The organism is Saccharothrix saharensis (genome assembly GCF_006716745.1).
GTDB lineage: Bacteria > Actinomycetota > Actinomycetes > Mycobacteriales > Pseudonocardiaceae > Actinosynnema > Actinosynnema saharense.
Genome location: NZ_VFPP01000001.1, coordinates 5,483,453 through 5,500,807 on the forward strand (window position 1 = coordinate 5,483,453; position 17,355 = coordinate 5,500,807).

The following is a 17,355-nucleotide window of genomic DNA, read 5'->3' on the forward strand; positions in this document are numbered from 1 at the left end:
GGGTACCCGGTGTGTCGGCTGGTCAGGTGAGGTCGAAAGACCCCATCTGGACCCCATTGCGGAACATCCGGCCGCGGGACCGGTACGGTGAGCATCACCAGTACGGGCGACGTCGATCGTCCCGTGCTGTTCTTTGTCGGTACGCCTACGCGTAACACCAGGGCAGTTGTCTGCGATGACCAACTTGGGGGACGGACTGGACGCCGAAGTGGGCGCAGCCGTCGATGGCGACCGCCACGCGATCGAGCGGCTCCTGGCATCCATCCGACCCCTCGTGGTGCGGTACTGCCGCGCCAGAGTCGGAAGGCAGGAGAGGTCTTTCGCTTCGGCGGACGACGTGGCCCAGGAGGTGTGTCTCGCGGTGCTGACGGCCCTGCCCAGCTATCGCGACCAGGGTCGGCCGTTCTTGGCGTTCGTCTACGGGATCGCCGCGCACAAGGTGGCCGACGCGCATCGCTCCGCAGCCCGGAACCGGTCGGAACCGGTCCCGGAGGTGCCCGACGCCCCCGAAACGGAGGCCGGTCCCGAGCAGCGCGCCATGCAGGGCGAGCTGTCGGACCGGATGGCGCTGCTCCTGAAGGTCCTTCCGGAGAAGCAGCGGGAGATCCTGCTGCTCCGAGTGGTCGTCGGCCTGTCGGCCGAGGAAACCGCCGACGCGGTCGGCTCCACCCCGGGCGCGGTTCGGGTGGCGCAGCACCGCGCCTTGGCCCGCCTTCGCAAGACGTTGGCAGCGGAGGAGGTGGTCTGAGTGGCTGACCAGCACGAGAAGGGCAACGGAGAAGTCGTGCGCGGACGAGATGAGAGACCGCCGCAGTCTGATGACACCCTGATCGAGGACGTCGCGGTGGAACCCGGTGACGACCTCGCGGGCATCCGAGCTGACGACGCGCTGCTCGACGCGCTGGGCGGGCGCGACGGCGAGCAGCCGGACTCGCTCGTCGACGACGAGCTGAACGCGCTGCTGCTGGCCTGGCGGCGCGAGGTCGACAGCCCGCCGATGGGCGAGCTGGTCGACACCGAGACCGCGGTGGCCACGATCGCCGCCGCCCGCCCCCAGCCGCGGGGCAGGCAACGCTTCCTGATCCCCCTCGCGAGCGCCGCCGCCGTGCTGGCGATCGCGTTCACGGGGATGAGCCTGGTCGCGCGCGACGCCCAGCCCGGCGACGCGCTCTGGGGACTGACCAGGGTCCTGTACTCCGAGCACGCGCGGTCGGTGGAAGCCGCCGTCGCCGTGCGCACCGACCTCGACACCGCTCGCGCGGCCCTGCGCGACGGCCGGTACAGCGAGGCCCGCGACGCCCTGCTCAAGGCGGGGGAGAGCCTGCCGTCGGTCTCGCCGGACGACGACAAGGACGCCCTGGTCCAGCAGCACTCGTCGTTGCTGGAGGAGCTGACCAGCACCACGCCGTCGCCGAACACGCCGACCACCGCCGGGCCGTCCACGCCGCCGGTGCTGCCGACGACCGAGCCGAGCAAGCCGTCGGCCACGGTGGTGACCACGACGACGGAACCGACCACGACGACCCAGCCGACGACGACCACGGTGACGGTCCCGAGCACGGACGGCACGGCGCAGCCGCCGCCGCCCACCTCGGGTGAGCCGGCCGGCGGCCAGACGCGGGGCGAGTCGGAGACCCCCGGTGCCACGGACGGCCAGACCACGTCCGAGAACTGACCCGCGAGCACGCGTGTGACGAAGCCCGCCCCGCACGAAGGGGGCGGGCTTCGTCACACTTTCAGCGGGCGCTCTCGGTCGCGGTGACCCCGTCGGCGTAGCCGCGGCAGTACTCCCAGCTGACGTACGCCGCCGGATCGGGGTCGTACGCGGGCTCGTGCGGGCGCATCCGGCCGTCGGACAGCAGCTGCTCCAGGCTCGACCGCAGCAGCGCCCAGTCGTGGTAGTGCGGCTCCTGGCACTCGCCGCAGTCGACCACGATTCCCCTGACACCACGGGGTTCCAGCAGCGCCTGGTACACCGCGAGGTCGCTGAGGTCGCCGATCAGCTCGGCCCGCTCGGCGTCGTCCATCGGCGGGTGGTCGTGGTCGTGGTCGGGCTCGCCGAGGGCCCGGGCCGGGTCCTCCGGGTCGCCCGCGAACGGGTCTGGTGGCAACGCGTCGTGCGGCACGACCCCGCACGGTACCGGGCGGACCCCCGACCACGTCCAGATACCATGACCTGAACCCATCGCCGCTGCGTGGCACCCGATCCGCGGCGGCGGGATCGCCGCACGACGGAAGGCAAGCCAGCCGCCATGACCAGCGAGCTCAACGCTGACGGAGTCCCGCCCAAGTTCGCCATGCTGGGACTGACCTTCGACGACGTACTGCTGCTGCCGGCCGAGTCGGAGATCGTCCCGAGCGGTGTCGACACCAGCACCAAGCTGTCGCGCAACATCACCCTGCGGGTGCCGCTGGCCTCGGCCGCGATGGACACCGTGACCGAGGGTCGGATGGCCATCTCGATGGCCCGCCAGGGCGGCATCGGCGTGCTGCACCGCAACCTGTCCCTGGAGGAGCAGGCCCGCCAGGTGGAGACCGTGAAGCGGTCCGAGGCGGGCATGGTGAGCGACCCCGTCACGTGCACCCCGGACGACACGATCAAGCACGTGGACGACCTGTGCGCCCGCTACCGGATCTCCGGCGTGCCGGTCACGGACGCCGACGGCAAGCTGGTCGGCATCATCACCAACCGCGACATGCGCTTCGAGGTGGACCACTCGCGCAAGGTCAGCGAGGTGATGACCAAGGGCCCGCTGATCACGGCCCAGGTCGGCGTCTCGGCGGAGGCCGCGCTCGGCCTGCTGCGCCGGCACAAGGTGGAGAAGCTGCCGATCGTGGACGGCGACGGCAAGCTGCGCGGCCTGATCACGGTCAAGGACTTCGTCAAGACCGAGCAGTACCCGAACGCCTCGAAGGACCCGGACGGCCGGCTGCTGTGCGCGGCCGCGATCGGCGTCGGCGAGGACAGCTTCGCGCGGGCCATGGCGCTGGCCGAGGCGGGCGTCGACGTGATCATGGTCGACACGGCGCACGGCCACCAGCGCAACGTGCTGGAGATGGTCGCGCGCGTGAAGAAGGAGCTGGGCGAGGACGTCGACGTGGTCGGCGGCAACGTGGCCACCCGCGCGGGCGCCCAGGCGCTGGTGGACGCGGGTGCGGACGGCGTGAAGGTCGGTGTCGGTCCCGGCTCGATCTGCACGACGCGCGTGGTCGCGGGCGTCGGTGTGCCGCAGATCACCGCGATCTACGAGGCGAGCCTGGCGTGCGCGCCGGCGGGCGTGCCGGTGATCGGCGACGGCGGCATCCAGTACTCCGGTGACATCGCCAAGGCCATCGCGGCGGGCGCGAGCGCGGTCATGCTGGGCAGCCTGCTCGCGGGCACGGCCGAGGCGCCGGGTGAGCTGGTGCTGGTCAACGGCAAGCAGTTCAAGACCTACCGGGGCATGGGCTCGCTGGCCGCGCTCCAGGGCCGCGGCGAGGGCAAGTCGTACTCCAAGGACCGCTACTTCCAGGACGACGTGCTGTCGGAGGACAAGCTGGTGCCCGAGGGCATCGAGGGCCGCACGCCGTTCCGCGGTCCGCTGTCCACGGTCGTGCACCAGCTGGTGGGCGGCCTGCGCGCGGCCATGGGCTACACCGGCTCCAAGACGGTTTCGGACCTGCAGCTCAAGCAGCTGGTGCGGATCACGGCGGCCGGGCTCAAGGAGAGCCACCCGCACGACATCACCATGACCGTCGAAGCCCCGAACTACACGACCCGCTGAACCGGGCCGCCTTGGGCTAGTGTTCCCAGGTTCCGCTGGCTTCCCCAGGATCATCAGCCCCACGGAAGGACGACAAAGGTGCGCGATCTGGTCGAGATCGGCATGGGCCGGACCGCGAGGCGGGCCTACGAGCTGGACGACCTCGAAATCATCCCGTCCCGCAGGACCCGGTCCTCCAAGGACGTCTCGACGGCCTGGCAGATCGACGCCTACCGGTTCGAGATCCCGCTGATCACCCACCCGACGGACGCGATCGTGTCGCCGGGCACGGCGGTCGCGATCGGCGAGCTCGGCGGTCTGGGCGTGCTCAACGCCGAAGGGCTGTGGGCGCGGCACGGCGACGTGGAAGAGGCGCTCTTCCGGCTGGTGCAGGCGGTGGAGGACACCGACGACCCGGCCGCGCCGGTGAAGGTGCTCCAGGAGCTGCACGCCGCGCCGGTGCGGATGGACCTGATCGCCGAGGCCGTCAAGCAGGTGCGCGAGTCGGGCGTCACGGTCGCGGTGCGGGTCAGCCCGCAGCGGGCGGCCGAGCTGACCCCGGACCTGCTGGCGGCCGGCGTGGAGATCCTGGTCGTGCAGGGCACGATCATCTCGGCCGAGCACGTCTCGCGCGACGGTGAGCCGCTGAACCTGAAGTCGTTCATCGCGGACCTCGACATCCCGGTGATCGCGGGCGGTGTCGGCGACTACCGCACCGCGATGCACCTGATGCGCACGGGCGCGGCGGGCGTGATCGTCGGCTACGGCTACACGCCGGGCGTGACCACGACGGACGCCGTGCTCGGCATCGGCGTGCCGATGGCCACGGCCATCGCCGACGCGGCCGCGGCCCGCCGGGACTACCTGGACGAGACCGGTGGCCGGTACGTGCACGTGATCGCCGACGGTGGTGCGCTGACCAGCGGTGACATCGCCAAGTCGATCGCGTGCGGCGCGGACGCGGTGATGCTGGGCGAGCCGCTGGCGGCGGCGTCCGAGGCGCCGGGCCAGGGCCTGTACTGGACGGCGGCGTCGGCGCACCCGTCGGTGCCGCGCAGCCACGTGTCGACCGGTGTGGACCAGGTGGTCGACCTGCGCAAGCTGCTGTTCGGCCCGTCGGTGGACCCGCGGGGCGTGACGAACCTGTTCGGTTCGCTGCGCCGGGCGATGGCGAAGACCGGCTACTCGGACCTCAAGGAGTTCCAGAAGGTCGGCCTGACCATCCGCGGCTGACCACGACGCGCGGAGAAGCCCCTGCTCCAGGCGGGGGCTTTTTCGCGCCCGCGGATGCCTGAACCGATCGAGCACTAGCCTGTTACCGGAAGTTACGCCTAACCTCCTGTGCCATGGGTGAACTCGCCGGTAACAACACCGACTACGACGTCGTCGTGGTGGGCTCGGGCTTCGGCGGCAGCGTCGCCGCCCTCCGCCTCACCGAGAAGGGCTACCGGGTGGCGGTGGTCGAGGCCGGCCGCCGGTTCGCCGACGACGAGTTCGCCGAGACGTCCTGGGACCTGCGGCGCTACCTGTGGGCGCCCGCGCTCGGCTGCTACGGCATCCAGCGCATCCACGCCCTGCGCAGCGTGATGATCCTCGCCGGGTCGGGCGTCGGCGGCGGGTCGCTGGTGTACGCCAACACCCTGTACCGGCCGCTCAAGCCGTTCTACGCGGACCGGCAGTGGGCGCACATCACCGACTGGGAGGCCGAGCTCGCCCCGTTCTACGACCAGGCGAGCCGGATGCTGGGCGTGGTGGAGAACCCGACCACCACGCCGTCGGACGTGGTGATGCAACGCGTCGCCGAGGACATGGGCGTCGCCGACACCTACCACCCGACGCCGGTCGGCGTGTTCTTCGGCGAACCGGGCGTGCCCGCCGAGGACCCGTACTTCGGCGGCGCGGGCCCGAGCCGGACCGGCTGCACGCAATGCGGCGCGTGCATGTCCGGCTGCCGGGTCGGCGCGAAGAACACGCTGGTCAAGAACTACCTCTACCTGGCCGAGCGCAACGGCGCGCAGGTGCTGCCGCTGACCACCGTGACGGACCTGCGGCAGGCGCCGGACGGCACGTGGGCGGTCGGCACCCGGCGCACCGGCGGCAAGCTGCGCCGGGGCAGGCGCACGATCACCGCGGGCCAGGTCGTGCTGGCCGCCGGCACGTGGGGCACCCAGCAGCTGCTGCACCGGATGCGGGCCGAGGGCGCGCTGCCGAAGCTCTCGCCCAGGCTCGGCGAGCTGACCAGGACGAACTCCGAGTCGATCATCGGCGCGGCCCGCTTCACCGTGGACGAGGAGCGCAACTTCAGCCAGGGCGTGGCGATCACGTCGTCCATCCACCCGGACGAGCAGACCCACATCGAGCCGGTGCGCTACGGCAAGGGCAGCAACGCCATGGGGCTGCTCCAGACGTTGGCCACGGACGGCGCGAAGGCCACCCCGCGCGTGCTGCAGTTCCTGGCCCAGGCGGTGCGGCACCCGCTGCGGCTGGCCCGGCTCATGTCGGTGCACCGGTGGAGCGAGCGGACCGTGATCCTGCTGGTGATGCAGAGCCTGGACAACTCCATCACCACCTTCACCAAGAAGGGCCTGTTCCGGCGCAAGCTCACCTCGAAGCAGGGGCACGGCCAACCGAACCCGACGTTCATCGAAGCCGGGCACCGGGCGAACCTGCTGGCCGCCGAGCACATCGACGGCATCCCCGGCGGCACGTGGGGCGAGCTGTTCAACATCCCGCTGACCGCGCACTTCATCGGCGGCTGCCCGATCGGTTCGGACCCGGCCACCGGCGTCATCGACCCCTACCACCGGGTCCACGGCTACCCGGGCCTGTCCGTGGTGGACGGGGCGGCGATCTCGGCGAACCTGGGCGTGAACCCGTCGCTCACCATCACCGCGCAGGCCGAGCGGGCGTTCTCGGTGTGGCCGAACAAGGGTGAGCCGGACCGGCGCCCGGACCAGTCGGAGGGCTACCGGCGGATCGCGCCGGTGCCGCCGCGCCACCCCGCCGTGCCCGCCGCGGCGCCGGGCGCCCTGCGGTTGCCGATCGTGGAGGTCAAGTCGACCTGATCGCCCTATGGTGGGGTGTGTGGCACCGAAGCCGTTCGCGTCCAGCGCCGACCTCGACCCGAAGGACGAGCGGTTCGTCGAACTCGCCGACGGCGTCTACGCCCTGACCGCCGAAGGCGACCCGAACGTCGGGGCGATCGAGGGCGAGGACTTCCTGGTCTGCATCGAGGCGCGGGCCACGCCGAAGGCCGCCCGGCGCTGGCTCGGCCTGCTGCGCGAGCACACCGACAAGCCCGTGCGCCACCTGGTGCTCACCCACTACCACGCGGTCCGCACGCTCGGCGCGAGCGCGTTCGACGCGGCCGAGGTCATCACCCACGACACGACCAGGGCGTTGATCGCCGAACGCGGCCGGGAGGACTGGCTCAGCGAGTACGGCCGCATGCCCCGGCTGTTCGAGGAACCCGCGGGCATCCCCGGCCTCACCTGGCCCACCGTGACGTTCTCCGACCGCCTGACCATCCCGCTCGGCGGTGATCGGGGCGAGGTGGAGCTGCGGTTCTGCGGTCGCGGGCACACGGCGGGCGACATCGTGGTGTGGCTGCCGCACCAGCGGATCCTGTTCGCGGGCGACCTGGTCGAGTCCCAGGCCGCCCTCTACACCGGTGACGCGTTCCACGACGAGTGGGCCACGTCGACGTTGGACCGGGTGGCCGCGCTGGGCGCGGAGCAGCTCGTCGGCGGCCGCGGCGCGCCCGCCCGCGACCGGACCGAGGTGGACGCGGCCATCGCGCAGTCGCGGCACTTCCTGGACGAGCTGCGCCGCACGGTCGGGACCGCGCACGTCAGCGGCGGCACGGTGAAGGACGCGTTCGAGTCGGCGCGCGCCGCCCTGGCTCCGCGCTACGGGCGGTGGCCGATCTTCGAGCACTGCCTGCCGTTCAACGTGCAGCGGTACTGGGACGAGTGCGACGGCGTGGCGTGGCCCCGGATCTGGACCGCCGACCGGGACCGCGAGGTGTGGGCGGCGCTGCAATGAGCCGGGACCGGCGATGACGGCACCCGTGCTGGTCGTGGGCGCGGGCCCGGTGGGGTTGACCGCCGCGCTCCTGCTGGCCCGCGCGGGCGTGCCGACGGTCGTGCTGGAGGCCGAAGAACGTCACCTGGCGATCGGCAGCCGGTCGCTCTGCGTCCACCGGGACGTGCTCGACGTCCTCGACCGCGTCGGCGTCGGCCAGGCCGTCGTGGACGCCGGCGTCACCTGGTACCGCGGCCGGACCTACTTCCGGGACCGCGAGGTGCTCACCGTCGACCTGCCGCGCACCGACGGCTTCCCGCCGTTCGTCAACACGCCCCAGACCACCGTCGAACGCATCCTGCACGCCAAGGCCGCCGCCGAGCCGCTGACCGACGTCCGCTTCGGCCACCGGGTCGAACGCGTGCGGCAGCAGTCCGGCCACGTCGTGCTGCACACGCGATCCGGAACGTTCGAGGGCACGCACTGCATCGCGGCCGACGGCGCGCACTCCACCGTCCGGCACCTGCTCGGCATCCCGTTCGAGGGGCACTCCTACGACGACCGGTTCGTCATCGCCGACGTCCGCGTCGACCTGGGCCACCCCGAGCCCGAGCGCCGCTTCTACTTCGACCCGCCGGCCAACCCCGGCCGCCAGGTCCTCGTGCACCCCCAACCGGGCGGCGTGCACCGCATCGACTGGCAGGTCCCCGCGGACTTCACCCTCACCCCCGACCACGTCCGCGCCGTCACGGGCGACCGCCCGCACGAGGTCCTCTGGCAGTCCACCTACCGCTTCCACCAGCGCCGAGCCGCCCGCTTCCGCGTCGGCAACGTCCTGCTGGCGGGCGACGCCGCCCACGTCATGAGCCCGTTCGGCGCCCGCGGCCTCAACTCCGGCATCTGCGACGCCGACAACGCCGCGTGGAAGGTCGCCCTCGACCGCGCCGGGGAAGCGGGGCCCCACCTCCTCGACTCCTACCACCACGAACGCGCGGCCGCCGCCGACGAGAACCTGCGCGTCACCGACGCCACCATGCGCTTCCTCGTCCCCCGGACCGAGGCCGAACGCGCCCACCGCCGCCACGTCCTGGAGCACGGCCTCACCCACGAGATCGACTCCGGCAGGCTCTTCGAGCCCTTCGCCTACCGCGACTCGCCGCTGACCACCAACGGCGACGGCGAGCTCCGCCCCGGCAGCCGCCGCTACGGCCCCGGCTTCACGGTCGAGGGCGACGCGCTGGTCCGCCCCGACGGTCACACCGCCGCCACCGGGACCGACCTCGCGCGAGCCCTCCACCGCGCCAAGGGCTTCACCGCCGCCGAGGCGTCACCGTGAACCCGTCCGGCTTCAACGTCAGCATCTCCGCCACCCGCAGCTCGTAGTCGCCCGTCGCCACCAGGTCGTACCGGCGCAGCAGCGTGCCCAGGGCCAACGTCGCCTCGTGCACGGCGAACTGCCGCCCGATGCACGCCCGTTCCCCCGTCCCGAACGGCTTGTAGACGTGCGCGGGCCGCGCCTTCACCCGCGCGGGCGTGAACCGGTCCGGGTCGAACGCCTCCGGCGAGTCCCACACCTCCGGGTCGCGGTGCACCAGCGGCAGCAGCACCAGCGCCCACTGGCCCGCCCGCATCGGGTACCGCCCGCCCAGCACGGTGTCGGTCCTCGCCTCCCGCGCGAACCCCGGCGCGGTCGGCCACAGCCGCAACGCCTCGTCCAGCACCCGCCGCACGTACCGCAGCTTCGTCACCTGCTCGAACTCCGGCACGTCCGCCGCACCCCACACCGCCTCGACCTCCGCGCGGGCCCGCTCGGCCACCTCGGGGTGCCGCGACAGGTAGTGCAGCGCGAACGACAGCGCGCCGGACGTCGTCTCGTGCCCCGCCACCAGGAACGTGATCACCTGGTTGCGGATGTTCACCTCGTCCAGCTCGCCGGACGACAGCATCAGCCCCAGCAGGTCCGACCCGCCCGACCCCCGCCGCGACCGGACCACCTCGTCCACCACCTGCGCCAGGTACGCGAGGTCGCGTTGGTAGCGCTCCTCCGCCTCGCGCCCGAACAGCCTGCGCAGCACGGGGATCACGAAGTTCTTGCGCTGCGCGTACCGCAACGACCCGATCATCGCCTTCACGAACGGGTGAGTGTCCGTGCGCGAGAAGGACTCGAACGAGTACCCGAACCCGACCCGCCCGATCGTCTCCAGGGTCAGCTTCGTCATGTCGCCGGAGACGTCGACCACGCCACCCCGGTCCCACTCCTCGACGAGCTGGGCCGTGACGTCGACCATCGTCGGGTGGTAGGCGCGCATGGCGCTCTGCGTGAACGCGGGCAGCAGCACGTCGTGCGCCGCCTTCCAGTTCGGCTCGTCGTTGTAGGCGGTGAACAGCCCGTCGCCGCCGACGTCCCGCAACGCCTCCACGCCCAGCGCCAGGTGCTTCGCGAAGCGCGACTCGTCGGCCAGCTCCGCGGCCAGCCGGGCGCCACCGACGAAGACGATCTCCTGGTCCAGGAACCGCCGGGTGAAGATCGGCCCCAGCTCGCGCCCCAGCCGCATGGTGTCCTGCACCGGCGTGTGCCGGTTGGTGCCCAGCACGTCACCCAGGAACGGCACCCGCCACTTGGGGTGCGGTATCGCGGCGGCCGTCACCGCTTGCCCCGGTTCGCCGCGCTCATCCGCCGCATCAGCTCGTCGTTCGACATCCGGCGCTGCAACCCGGACGACAGCGCCGGGAACGCCCCGCCCACCGCGCTCAGCACCCGCAGCTCGGCCGGTGCCACGTTCACCTCGGCCCGGTTCTCCTCGATCGCCCTCACCACCCCGGCCGCGACCTGCTCCGGCGACACGGTCCGCAGCCCCGCCGGCGGCTTCGCTCCCGTGTCGGCGAACATCCCCGCGTCGCGCACGAACCCGGGCTGCACGATCGACACGCCGACCCCGCTGCCGCGCAGGTCCTCCCGCAGCCCCAGCGCGAAGCCGCGCAGCCCGAACTTCGTCGCGTTGTAGAGAGAGCTGTGCGCCGACGCCACCTTGCCCGCCAACGACCCGATGAGCACCACGTGACCCCGCCGGGCCGCGACCATCGACGGCACCAACGCGCGGGCCAGCTCGACGGGGGCCTCCAGGTTCACCGCCAGCGCCCGCTTGACCTGCTCGGCGGTGAAGTCCGCCAACGCCCCGCCGGCCGGCAGTGCCGCGTTGGCGACCAGCACGTCCACCGCGCCGACCTCGGCCACCAACCGCCCGACGTCGTCCGCGTCGGCCAGGTCGGCCACCACCGCGCGCCCGCCGACCTCCCGCGCGAGCCGCTCCACCTCGGCGACCTTCCGCCCGGTCACCACCACCTCCGCGCCACGGCCGGCCAGGACGCGGGCGATCGACCGCCCGATCCCGCCCGTCGCGCCGGTCACCAACACGGTCGATCCCGAGACCCGCATGCGTCCTCCCGATACTGTTCGTTCGAACGAACAGTATCGCGGATCCGGTGATCCGTCCCATGGCGGAGAATGGACGACATGACGAAACCGGCCGGGACGAGGCAGCGGATCATCGCGGCCGTGCTGCGGATCATCGGCGACGACGGTGTCGCGGGCGTGACCAACCGGCGCATCGCGCAGGAGGCGGGCGTCTCGCTCGGCTCCGTCACCTACCACTTCGCCACCCAGCAGGACCTGCTGCGGGAGAGCCTGCGCCACTTCGTCACCGAGGAGACGAAGCGCTTCGGCGACCTCGCCGGCCGGAACGAGGCCGCCTGCACCGACCTGGCCCAGGTCGTCGACATCGTGGGCCAGGTCGCCGAGGCCACCGGCACCGACAGCGAGCGCATCGCGCCCTACGAGCTGTACCTGCACGCCGGCCGCGACCCGGAGCTGCGCGCCGCCGCCGCCGAGTGCTTCGCCGCCTACGACAAGCTCGCCGAGACCGTCCTGGCCTCGATCGGCGTCAAGGACGCCGACCAGGTGGCCGGCGCCGTCGTCGGCATGGTCATGGGCCTCAAGCTGCGCGCCCTGGCCACGGGCACCCACACCGACGACCTGGTCAACGGCCTGCTGACGTTGGCGAAGGGGGCGCTCAGAGAGTGATGCCGGTGAGCACCATCGTGCGCTCTTCGGTGAAGTCCTCCATCGCCGACCGCACGCCCTCGCGCCCGGTGCCCGACCCCTTCACCCCGCCGTACGGCATCTGGTCGGCCCGGTAGGACGGCACGTCGCCGATGATCACCCCACCGACCTCCAGTTCCGCCGCCGCCGCGAACGCCACCGTCACGTCCTTGGTGAACACGCCCGCCTGCAACCCGTAGTCCGTCGCGTTGGCCTGCTCGAACGCCTCGTCCACCGAGTCCACCACGGCCACCGCCAACACCGGCCCGAACACCTCCTGGTGCCACAACCGGGCCTCCACGGGCACGTCCTGCACCACGGTGGGCTCCACCGACGTCCCCGACCGCCCACCGCCGACGTGCAGCACCGCCCCGCCGGTCAGGGCCTCCGCGACCCACTCCTCGACCCGCCGGGCGTTGTCCTCGTCGATCAACGGACCCACCTCGACCTCCGGGTCGTGCGGGTCACCCGTCTTCAACCCCCGGACCGCCTCGACCAACTTCGGCACGAACTCCCCGGCCACGTCGCGGTGCACCAACACCCGCTGCACCGCGATGCACGACTGACCACCCTGGTAATTGCCGAACGTCGCGATCCGCTCCGCCGCGAAATCCAGGTCGGTCCAATCCGGGCACACGATCGCCGCCGAGTTGGACCCCAACTCCATCACCACGTGCTTGCGCGGCGCCGAATCCATCATCGACCACCCGACACCCGTCGACCCGGTGAACGAGATGACCGGCAACCGCTCGTCCGTCACGAGGCTCTTCATGTCCGACCCGCGCACGGGCAACACGGAGAACGCCCCTTCGGGCAAATCCGTCTCCGCCAACAACTCACCCAACAACAACGCCGACAACGGTGTCGCCGAAGCCGGCTTCACGATCACCGGAGCCCCGACCGCCAACGCGGGCGCCACCTTGTGCGCCACCAGGTTCAACGGGAAGTTGAACGGCGCGACCGCCAGCACGGGCCCCCGCGGCACCCGTCGCACCACCGCCATCCGCCCCTCACCACCCGCATCGGTGTCCAGCCGCTGCAGGTCCCCGCTGAACCGCCGCGCCTCCTCCGCCGCGAACCGGAACGTGCTCACCGCCCGCCGCACCTCGATCTCGGCCCACTTCAGCGGCTTCCCGTTCTCGGCCGTGATCGTCTCCGCGATCTCCTCGGCCCGCTCCACCAAGGCTTCGGACACCTGGAGCAACGCCTTCGCCCGGACGTGCGCCGGCGTCCGCCTGAACTCCTTGGCCACCCCCGCCGCCGCCGCCACGGCCCGCTCCACCTGCTCCGGCCCGGGCACCGCCACCGACGCCACCTCCGTCCCGTCGAACGGGTGGTGCACCGCAATGGCTGAAACGCCCTGCTCAGCGCGTCCAGCAATCCAACAGGGCCGTGGCTGAGGCGTAAACGCGTCCATGTCGCCACCGTAGGCCCGAGCCACCAAGCCCACAACGCGCCACCGGCCCTCGACGGACCCGAAACCACTCGACCCGTCTCAATCGAAGCCGAGCAGGGACAACGCACTACATTTCCGAGAAATGCTCCCGCACGTACTCGGCGTGCCCCAGGTAGTACTGCTCGTGCCCCTCTTCCCGCTGCCGCCAGAACTCGGGCCGCTCCCGGATCATGCCCACCATGTCGGCCAACCGCGCCAACACCCGCCGCCCCATCCCGCTCACCGGCAACCCGTACGCCTCGCAGAACAACCCCGCCCGCCGCCGCTGGTCCGCGACCTCGCCGAACTCCGGCGAGAACGGCACCAGGCAATACGCCGTGTACGCCACGTCCCACCACCGCGGCCCCGGCCGGGCGCCGTCGAAGTCGAACACCCCGACCGGCGCCCCATCCCGGAACACCATGTTGTACGGCGCCAGGTCGTTGTGGCAGATCACCTCAACAGGTGACATCGCCGGAAACTGCCACCCCTCCAACAGCGCCCCCTCGCCCTCCACCAACCCCACCGACGCGTCGTGCAACCGCCGCACCATCCGCGCCACCGCCACCAGCACCTCGTCCGACCGCAACCCCGCGCCCAACGGCGGGTGGCCGACCTCACCCTCCAGGTACGACAGCACCTCCCGCCGCCGCCCACCCGACTCCTCGACCCCGTGCGCCACCGGCGAAAGGCCAAGCGGGGCAAGGTGTTCCAGCAGCCGGTGCACGTTGGGCGTCCACGGCCCGACCGGCCGCAGGACCGTCGACCCCACCCGCACGACTTCGTTGAGCCCGCCTCCGGTGAGCACTTCCTCCCGCATGCATGACATCCTTCACCTGCGCGGATCCGCCAGACGAGAGGTTTTTCCCCAGTGGCCGAGAGCAGCAACCGCCCTGTGCTGGTAGTCGACTTCGGCGCGCAGTACGCGCAGCTGATCGCCCGGCGAGTCCGGGAGGCGCAGGTCTACTCGGAAGTCGTCCCGCACACCACACCCGTGGCGGAGCTGCTGGAACGGGACCCGGCCGCGATCGTGCTGTCCGGCGGCCCGTCGAGCGTCTACGAGCCGGGCGCGCCGCAGGTCGACCCGAAGCTGTTCGAGGTGAACGTCCCGGTGTTCGGCATCTGCTACGGCTTCCAGGCCATGGCGGGCGCACTCGGCGGCACGGTCGAGCACACCGGCACCCGCGAGTACGGCCGCACCGAGCTGGGCGTCCGGCAGGCCGGTGGCCTCCTGCACGAGGAGCTGCCCGCCAACCACCCGGTGTGGATGAGCCACGGTGACTGCGTCACCAAGGCACCCGAGGGCTTCACGGTCACCGCGACCAGCGAAGGCGCGCCGGTGGCCGCGTTCGAGGACACCGAGCGCCGCTTCGCCGGCGTCCAGTACCACCCCGAGGTCGGCCACTCGCCGCACGGCCAGGAGGTGCTGCGCCGGTTCCTGCACGAGATCGCGGGCATCCGGCCGCAGTGGACGACGTCCTCGATCGTGGACGAGCAGGTGGCGCGGATCCGCGAGCAGGTCGGCGACGGCAAGGCGATCTGCGGCCTGTCCGGCGGCGTCGACTCGGCGGTGGCGGCCGCGCTCGTCCAGCGCGCCATCGGTGACCGCCTGACCTGCGTCTTCGTCGACCACGGCCTGCTGCGCGCGGGGGAGCGGGCGCAGGTCGAGCGCGACTTCGTGGCCGCGACCGGCGTCAACCTGATCACCGTCGACGCCCGCGAGCGGTTCCTCGACGCGCTGAAGGGCGTCACCGACCCGGAGCAGAAGCGCAAGATCATCGGCCGGGAGTTCATCCGCGTCTTCGAGCAGGCCGAACGCGACCTCAAGGCCGAGGGTGACTACGGGTTCCTCGTCCAGGGCACGCTCTACCCGGACGTGGTCGAGTCCGGCGGCGGCGCGGGCGCGGCGAACATCAAGAGCCACCACAACGTCGGCGGGCTGCCCGACGACCTCCAGTTCTCCCTGGTCGAGCCGCTCCGCGCGCTGTTCAAGGACGAGGTCCGCCGGGTCGGCACCGAGCTGGGCCTGCCGGAGACGATCGTGCAGCGCCAGCCGTTCCCCGGCCCCGGCCTGGGCATCCGGATCATCGGCGAGGTCACCGGGGAACGCCTGGACGTCCTGCGCAAGGCCGACGCGATCGCCCGCGAGGAGCTGACCGCCGCGGGCCTCGACCGCCAGATCTGGCAGTGCCCGGTGGTCCTGCTCGCGGACGTGCGCAGCGTGGGCGTGCAGGGTGACGGCCGCACCTACGGTCACCCGATCGTGTTGCGCCCGGTGTCCAGCGAGGACGCCATGACCGCGGACTGGACCCGCCTGCCGTACGACGTGCTGGAGCGCATCTCCACCCGCATCACCAACGAGGTGGCCGAGGTCAACCGCGTGGTCCTGGACGTGACGAGCAAGCCGCCGGGCACCATCGAGTGGGAGTAGCGCAAAGGGCCCGTCCTCCCCAGGACGGGCCCTTTCCGCTTCCCCCGACTTCCCCGATTCCTTCCCCCTCCGGCTTACCTCCTCCGCCGAGCCGACCCCGCCAGCAACCCCAACCCGATCACCATCGCCCCTCCGGCCAACGCCCACCTCAGGTCGAGGAAGTCGGGCCACGACGCACCGTCGGAGAGCATGTAGGCGGCCGCGACCAGGGCCGCGACCCCGAACACCAGCCCCACCACGTCGACCCCGCGCTTCTCGACCGAATCCTGGTCAGCCACGACTCACCTCCACCTCTCCGAGATCCGTGCGCACGTCCAGCACGACCTCCAACCCGCCGGGCCCGTCGGTCCCGTGGTCGGTGACCTCCTCGTGCCTGCCCTCACCGTCGGACTCGCGGCCCAGGCAGCGCACCGAACCCAGGTCGGTCCGGCAGTTCACCGTCACGTCCGCGTCCGCGGGCACCCTGACCCGCGCGCTGCCCAACCCGACCTCGACCGCCGTGGTCACCGACCCGCTGTTCGGCAACGCGGTCAGGTCGAGCTCGACCTCGCCGACGCTCGCCGTGTACCGGTCCTTCACGTCGGCCACCGCGGCCGGCTTGTCCCGCGTGCTGCCCATCTGCTTCGCGTCCACGTCGAAGTCCACCGACGTCAGCACCACGCCCACCACCGACAGCGGCACCACGAGCCAGATCAGCCCGCGCCCGCCGTTGCCGCGCAACGAGCCGAGCACCATCCCCGCGCCCAGCACGGCCACCAGCAGCCCCAGCACGTGCTGGGCGTGGAACCAGTCGGAGTACGACGACGCCACCAGCGACCCCGCCAGCACCACCAGCGACGCACCGAACGTCGCCAGCCCGACCCGCGACCCGGGCCGCCGCGCCACCACCGGCGCGGGCGACGCCGCCACCGGCTCCGGCGGACGACCCGGCTCGGGCAGGTCCCACGCGAACGGGGCCGCGCCCAGCGGGTCCCACGCCGGCGGCGTCACGCGCTCGGTCGTCTGCTCCTCCGTCGACACCTTGCCCCCCGAACCGTCACCGACACCGACTCCCTGCTCCGCGCCGTACGCCCCGGCACCGAAGGCCACCGCCGGCTCCGGCCGGTTGAGCTGCCCGCGACCGCGGTGCAGCAGGTAGATGGCGCCCACGGACAGCAGCACGCCGCCGACCATGGTGAAACCGCCGTCCACGAAGAACCCGGTCGCCGGCACCACGGCGAGCCCGAGCAGCACCGTCAACGCCGTCGGCGTCGAGCTGCGCCCCCGCCCGAGCAGCGCTTCCGCCGCCGACACCTCGTCGTCCGCCTGCGCCAGCAACAACCAGCCGAGCAGGTAGATGAGCACCCCGGCGCCGTTGCACAGCGCCATGGCCACGAACGCCACCCGGACGATCACCGGGTCGATCTGGTACCGCTGGGCGATACCGGCGGCGACTCCGGCGATCTTGCGACCGTCGTGGGGCCGCCTGGGCCGCGTGGCCCAGAAGTCCTTCAGCGTCTCTTCGACGCTGGCTGCGCTGATGCTCCCGCTCACGACGACAAGCTTGCGTCCCCGACCGGCCCGCGCACATCGGGGACCCACCCTGAACCGGGCATCGGGTGGAACCCTGATGACCGGCCCGGAC

The 17,355-nt window shown here is 72.0% G+C and carries 16 protein-coding genes; 9 read left to right on the forward strand and 7 right to left on the reverse strand.

Translation table 11 applies throughout. From position 1 onward, the window contains the following. Positions 1-175 precede the first annotated feature (175 nt). Together FHX81_RS24600 and FHX81_RS42650 are read left to right on the forward strand one after the other, a co-directional pair. Positions 176-748 carry a sigma-70 family RNA polymerase sigma factor gene (locus tag FHX81_RS24600; RefSeq protein ID WP_141980366.1) on the forward strand — a complete coding sequence of 191 codons (573 nt, stop codon included), beginning with the start codon at positions 176-178 and terminating at the stop codon, positions 746-748. Then, complete coding sequence (locus FHX81_RS42650; RefSeq protein ID WP_141980367.1) at positions 749-1,675, forward strand: anti-sigma-D factor RsdA; 927 nt, start codon at positions 749-751, stop codon at positions 1,673-1,675. It begins immediately after the preceding gene. Positions 1,676-1,736: 61 nt separating this feature from the next. On the opposite strand, the gene FHX81_RS24610 is transcribed toward FHX81_RS42650, so the two are convergent. Continuing rightward, positions 1,737-2,186 carry a DUF5319 domain-containing protein gene (locus tag FHX81_RS24610; protein ID WP_141980368.1) on the reverse strand — a complete coding sequence of 150 codons (450 nt, stop codon included), beginning with the start codon at positions 2,184-2,186 and terminating at the stop codon, positions 1,737-1,739. Positions 2,187-2,252: 66 nt separating this feature from the next. Between FHX81_RS24610 and guaB the strand changes: the two genes are divergently transcribed. The 5 genes from guaB to FHX81_RS24635 all read left to right on the forward strand — a co-directional run bounded on the left by guaB (position 2,253) and on the right by FHX81_RS24635 (position 9,102). Beyond that, positions 2,253-3,764: an IMP dehydrogenase gene (gene guaB, locus FHX81_RS24615; protein ID WP_141980369.1), complete on the forward strand. Its 1,512-nt coding sequence runs from the start codon at positions 2,253-2,255 to the stop codon at positions 3,762-3,764. Positions 3,765-3,842: 78 nt separating this feature from the next. Next, a complete protein-coding gene (locus FHX81_RS24620) occupies positions 3,843-4,976 on the forward strand; it encodes a GuaB3 family IMP dehydrogenase-related protein (protein WP_141980370.1) in 1,134 nt (377 codons plus the stop codon). A 113-nt stretch (positions 4,977-5,089) separates the two neighbouring features. Further along, positions 5,090-6,808, forward strand: coding sequence for an FAD-dependent oxidoreductase (locus FHX81_RS24625; protein ID WP_141980371.1), 1,719 nt, complete (start codon positions 5,090-5,092; stop codon positions 6,806-6,808). Positions 6,809-6,827: 19 nt separating this feature from the next. Next, positions 6,828-7,787 (forward strand): MBL fold metallo-hydrolase, encoded by a 960-nt coding sequence (locus tag FHX81_RS24630; RefSeq protein WP_141980372.1) that lies wholly within the window; start codon positions 6,828-6,830, stop codon positions 7,785-7,787. A 13-nt stretch (positions 7,788-7,800) separates the two neighbouring features. After that, positions 7,801-9,102 (forward strand): FAD-dependent monooxygenase, encoded by a 1,302-nt coding sequence (locus tag FHX81_RS24635; protein WP_141980373.1) that lies wholly within the window; start codon positions 7,801-7,803, stop codon positions 9,100-9,102. Here the strand turns inward: FHX81_RS24635 and FHX81_RS24640 are convergent. Continuing rightward, complete coding sequence (locus tag FHX81_RS24640) at positions 9,077-10,414, reverse strand: cytochrome P450 (protein ID WP_141980374.1); 1,338 nt, start codon at positions 10,412-10,414, stop codon at positions 9,077-9,079. The two genes, FHX81_RS24635 and FHX81_RS24640, sit on opposite strands and share 26 nt — an antisense overlap. Further along, positions 10,411-11,202 (reverse strand): SDR family NAD(P)-dependent oxidoreductase, encoded by a 792-nt coding sequence (locus tag FHX81_RS24645; RefSeq protein WP_141980375.1) that lies wholly within the window; start codon positions 11,200-11,202, stop codon positions 10,411-10,413. The genes FHX81_RS24640 and FHX81_RS24645 overlap by 4 nt, the downstream gene beginning before the upstream one ends. 78 nt (positions 11,203-11,280) lie before the next feature. On the opposite strand from FHX81_RS24645, the gene FHX81_RS24650 reads away from it, so the two are divergent. Then, a complete protein-coding gene (locus tag FHX81_RS24650) occupies positions 11,281-11,847 on the forward strand; it encodes a TetR/AcrR family transcriptional regulator (RefSeq protein ID WP_141980376.1) in 567 nt (188 codons plus the stop codon). On the opposite strand, the gene FHX81_RS24655 is transcribed toward FHX81_RS24650, so the two are convergent. Further along, positions 11,837-13,282: an aldehyde dehydrogenase family protein gene (locus FHX81_RS24655; protein ID WP_141980377.1), complete on the reverse strand. Its 1,446-nt coding sequence runs from the start codon at positions 13,280-13,282 to the stop codon at positions 11,837-11,839. The genes FHX81_RS24650 and FHX81_RS24655 overlap by 11 nt on opposite strands. Before the next feature lie 106 nt (positions 13,283-13,388). Continuing rightward, on the reverse strand, positions 13,389-14,120 hold the full coding sequence (locus FHX81_RS24660) for a phosphotransferase enzyme family protein (RefSeq protein ID WP_211363553.1): 732 nt from the start codon (positions 14,118-14,120) through the stop codon (positions 13,389-13,391). A gap of 51 nt (positions 14,121-14,171) precedes the next feature. On the opposite strand from FHX81_RS24660, the gene guaA reads away from it, so the two are divergent. Then, positions 14,172-15,731 carry a glutamine-hydrolyzing GMP synthase gene (guaA, locus tag FHX81_RS24665; RefSeq protein ID WP_141980379.1) on the forward strand — a complete coding sequence of 520 codons (1,560 nt, stop codon included), beginning with the start codon at positions 14,172-14,174 and terminating at the stop codon, positions 15,729-15,731. Between the two features lie 74 nt (positions 15,732-15,805). Here the strand turns inward: guaA and FHX81_RS24670 are convergent, their stop codons facing one another. Beyond that, on the reverse strand, positions 15,806-16,009 hold the full coding sequence (locus tag FHX81_RS24670) for a hypothetical protein (RefSeq protein WP_077010043.1): 204 nt from the start codon (positions 16,007-16,009) through the stop codon (positions 15,806-15,808). After that, positions 16,002-17,264: a PspC domain-containing protein gene (locus tag FHX81_RS24675; protein WP_246107957.1), complete on the reverse strand. Its 1,263-nt coding sequence runs from the start codon at positions 17,262-17,264 to the stop codon at positions 16,002-16,004. Before FHX81_RS24675 ends, FHX81_RS24670 begins: the two co-directional genes overlap by 8 nt. Positions 17,265-17,355: the final 91 nt, after the last annotated feature.

Excerpts from the sequence above, each read along its gene's own strand:
- FHX81_RS24600 (WP_141980366.1), top strand. The coding sequence starts at position 176 with ATGACCAACTTGGGGGACGGACTGGACGCCGAAGTGGGCGCAGCCGTC.
- FHX81_RS24610 (WP_141980368.1), bottom strand. The coding sequence starts at position 2,186 with ATGGGTTCAGGTCATGGTATCTGGACGTGGTCGGGGGTCCGCCCGGTA.
- guaB (WP_141980369.1), top strand. The coding sequence starts at position 2,253 with ATGACCAGCGAGCTCAACGCTGACGGAGTCCCGCCCAAGTTCGCCATG.
- FHX81_RS24625 (WP_141980371.1), top strand. The coding sequence starts at position 5,090 with ATGGGTGAACTCGCCGGTAACAACACCGACTACGACGTCGTCGTGGTG.
- FHX81_RS24635 (WP_141980373.1), top strand. The coding sequence starts at position 7,801 with ATGACGGCACCCGTGCTGGTCGTGGGCGCGGGCCCGGTGGGGTTGACC.
- FHX81_RS24645 (WP_141980375.1), bottom strand. The coding sequence starts at position 11,202 with ATGCGGGTCTCGGGATCGACCGTGTTGGTGACCGGCGCGACGGGCGGG.
- FHX81_RS24650 (WP_141980376.1), top strand. The coding sequence starts at position 11,281 with ATGACGAAACCGGCCGGGACGAGGCAGCGGATCATCGCGGCCGTGCTG.
- FHX81_RS24655 (WP_141980377.1), bottom strand. The coding sequence starts at position 13,282 with ATGGACGCGTTTACGCCTCAGCCACGGCCCTGTTGGATTGCTGGACGC.
- FHX81_RS24660 (WP_211363553.1), bottom strand. The coding sequence starts at position 14,120 with ATGCGGGAGGAAGTGCTCACCGGAGGCGGGCTCAACGAAGTCGTGCGG.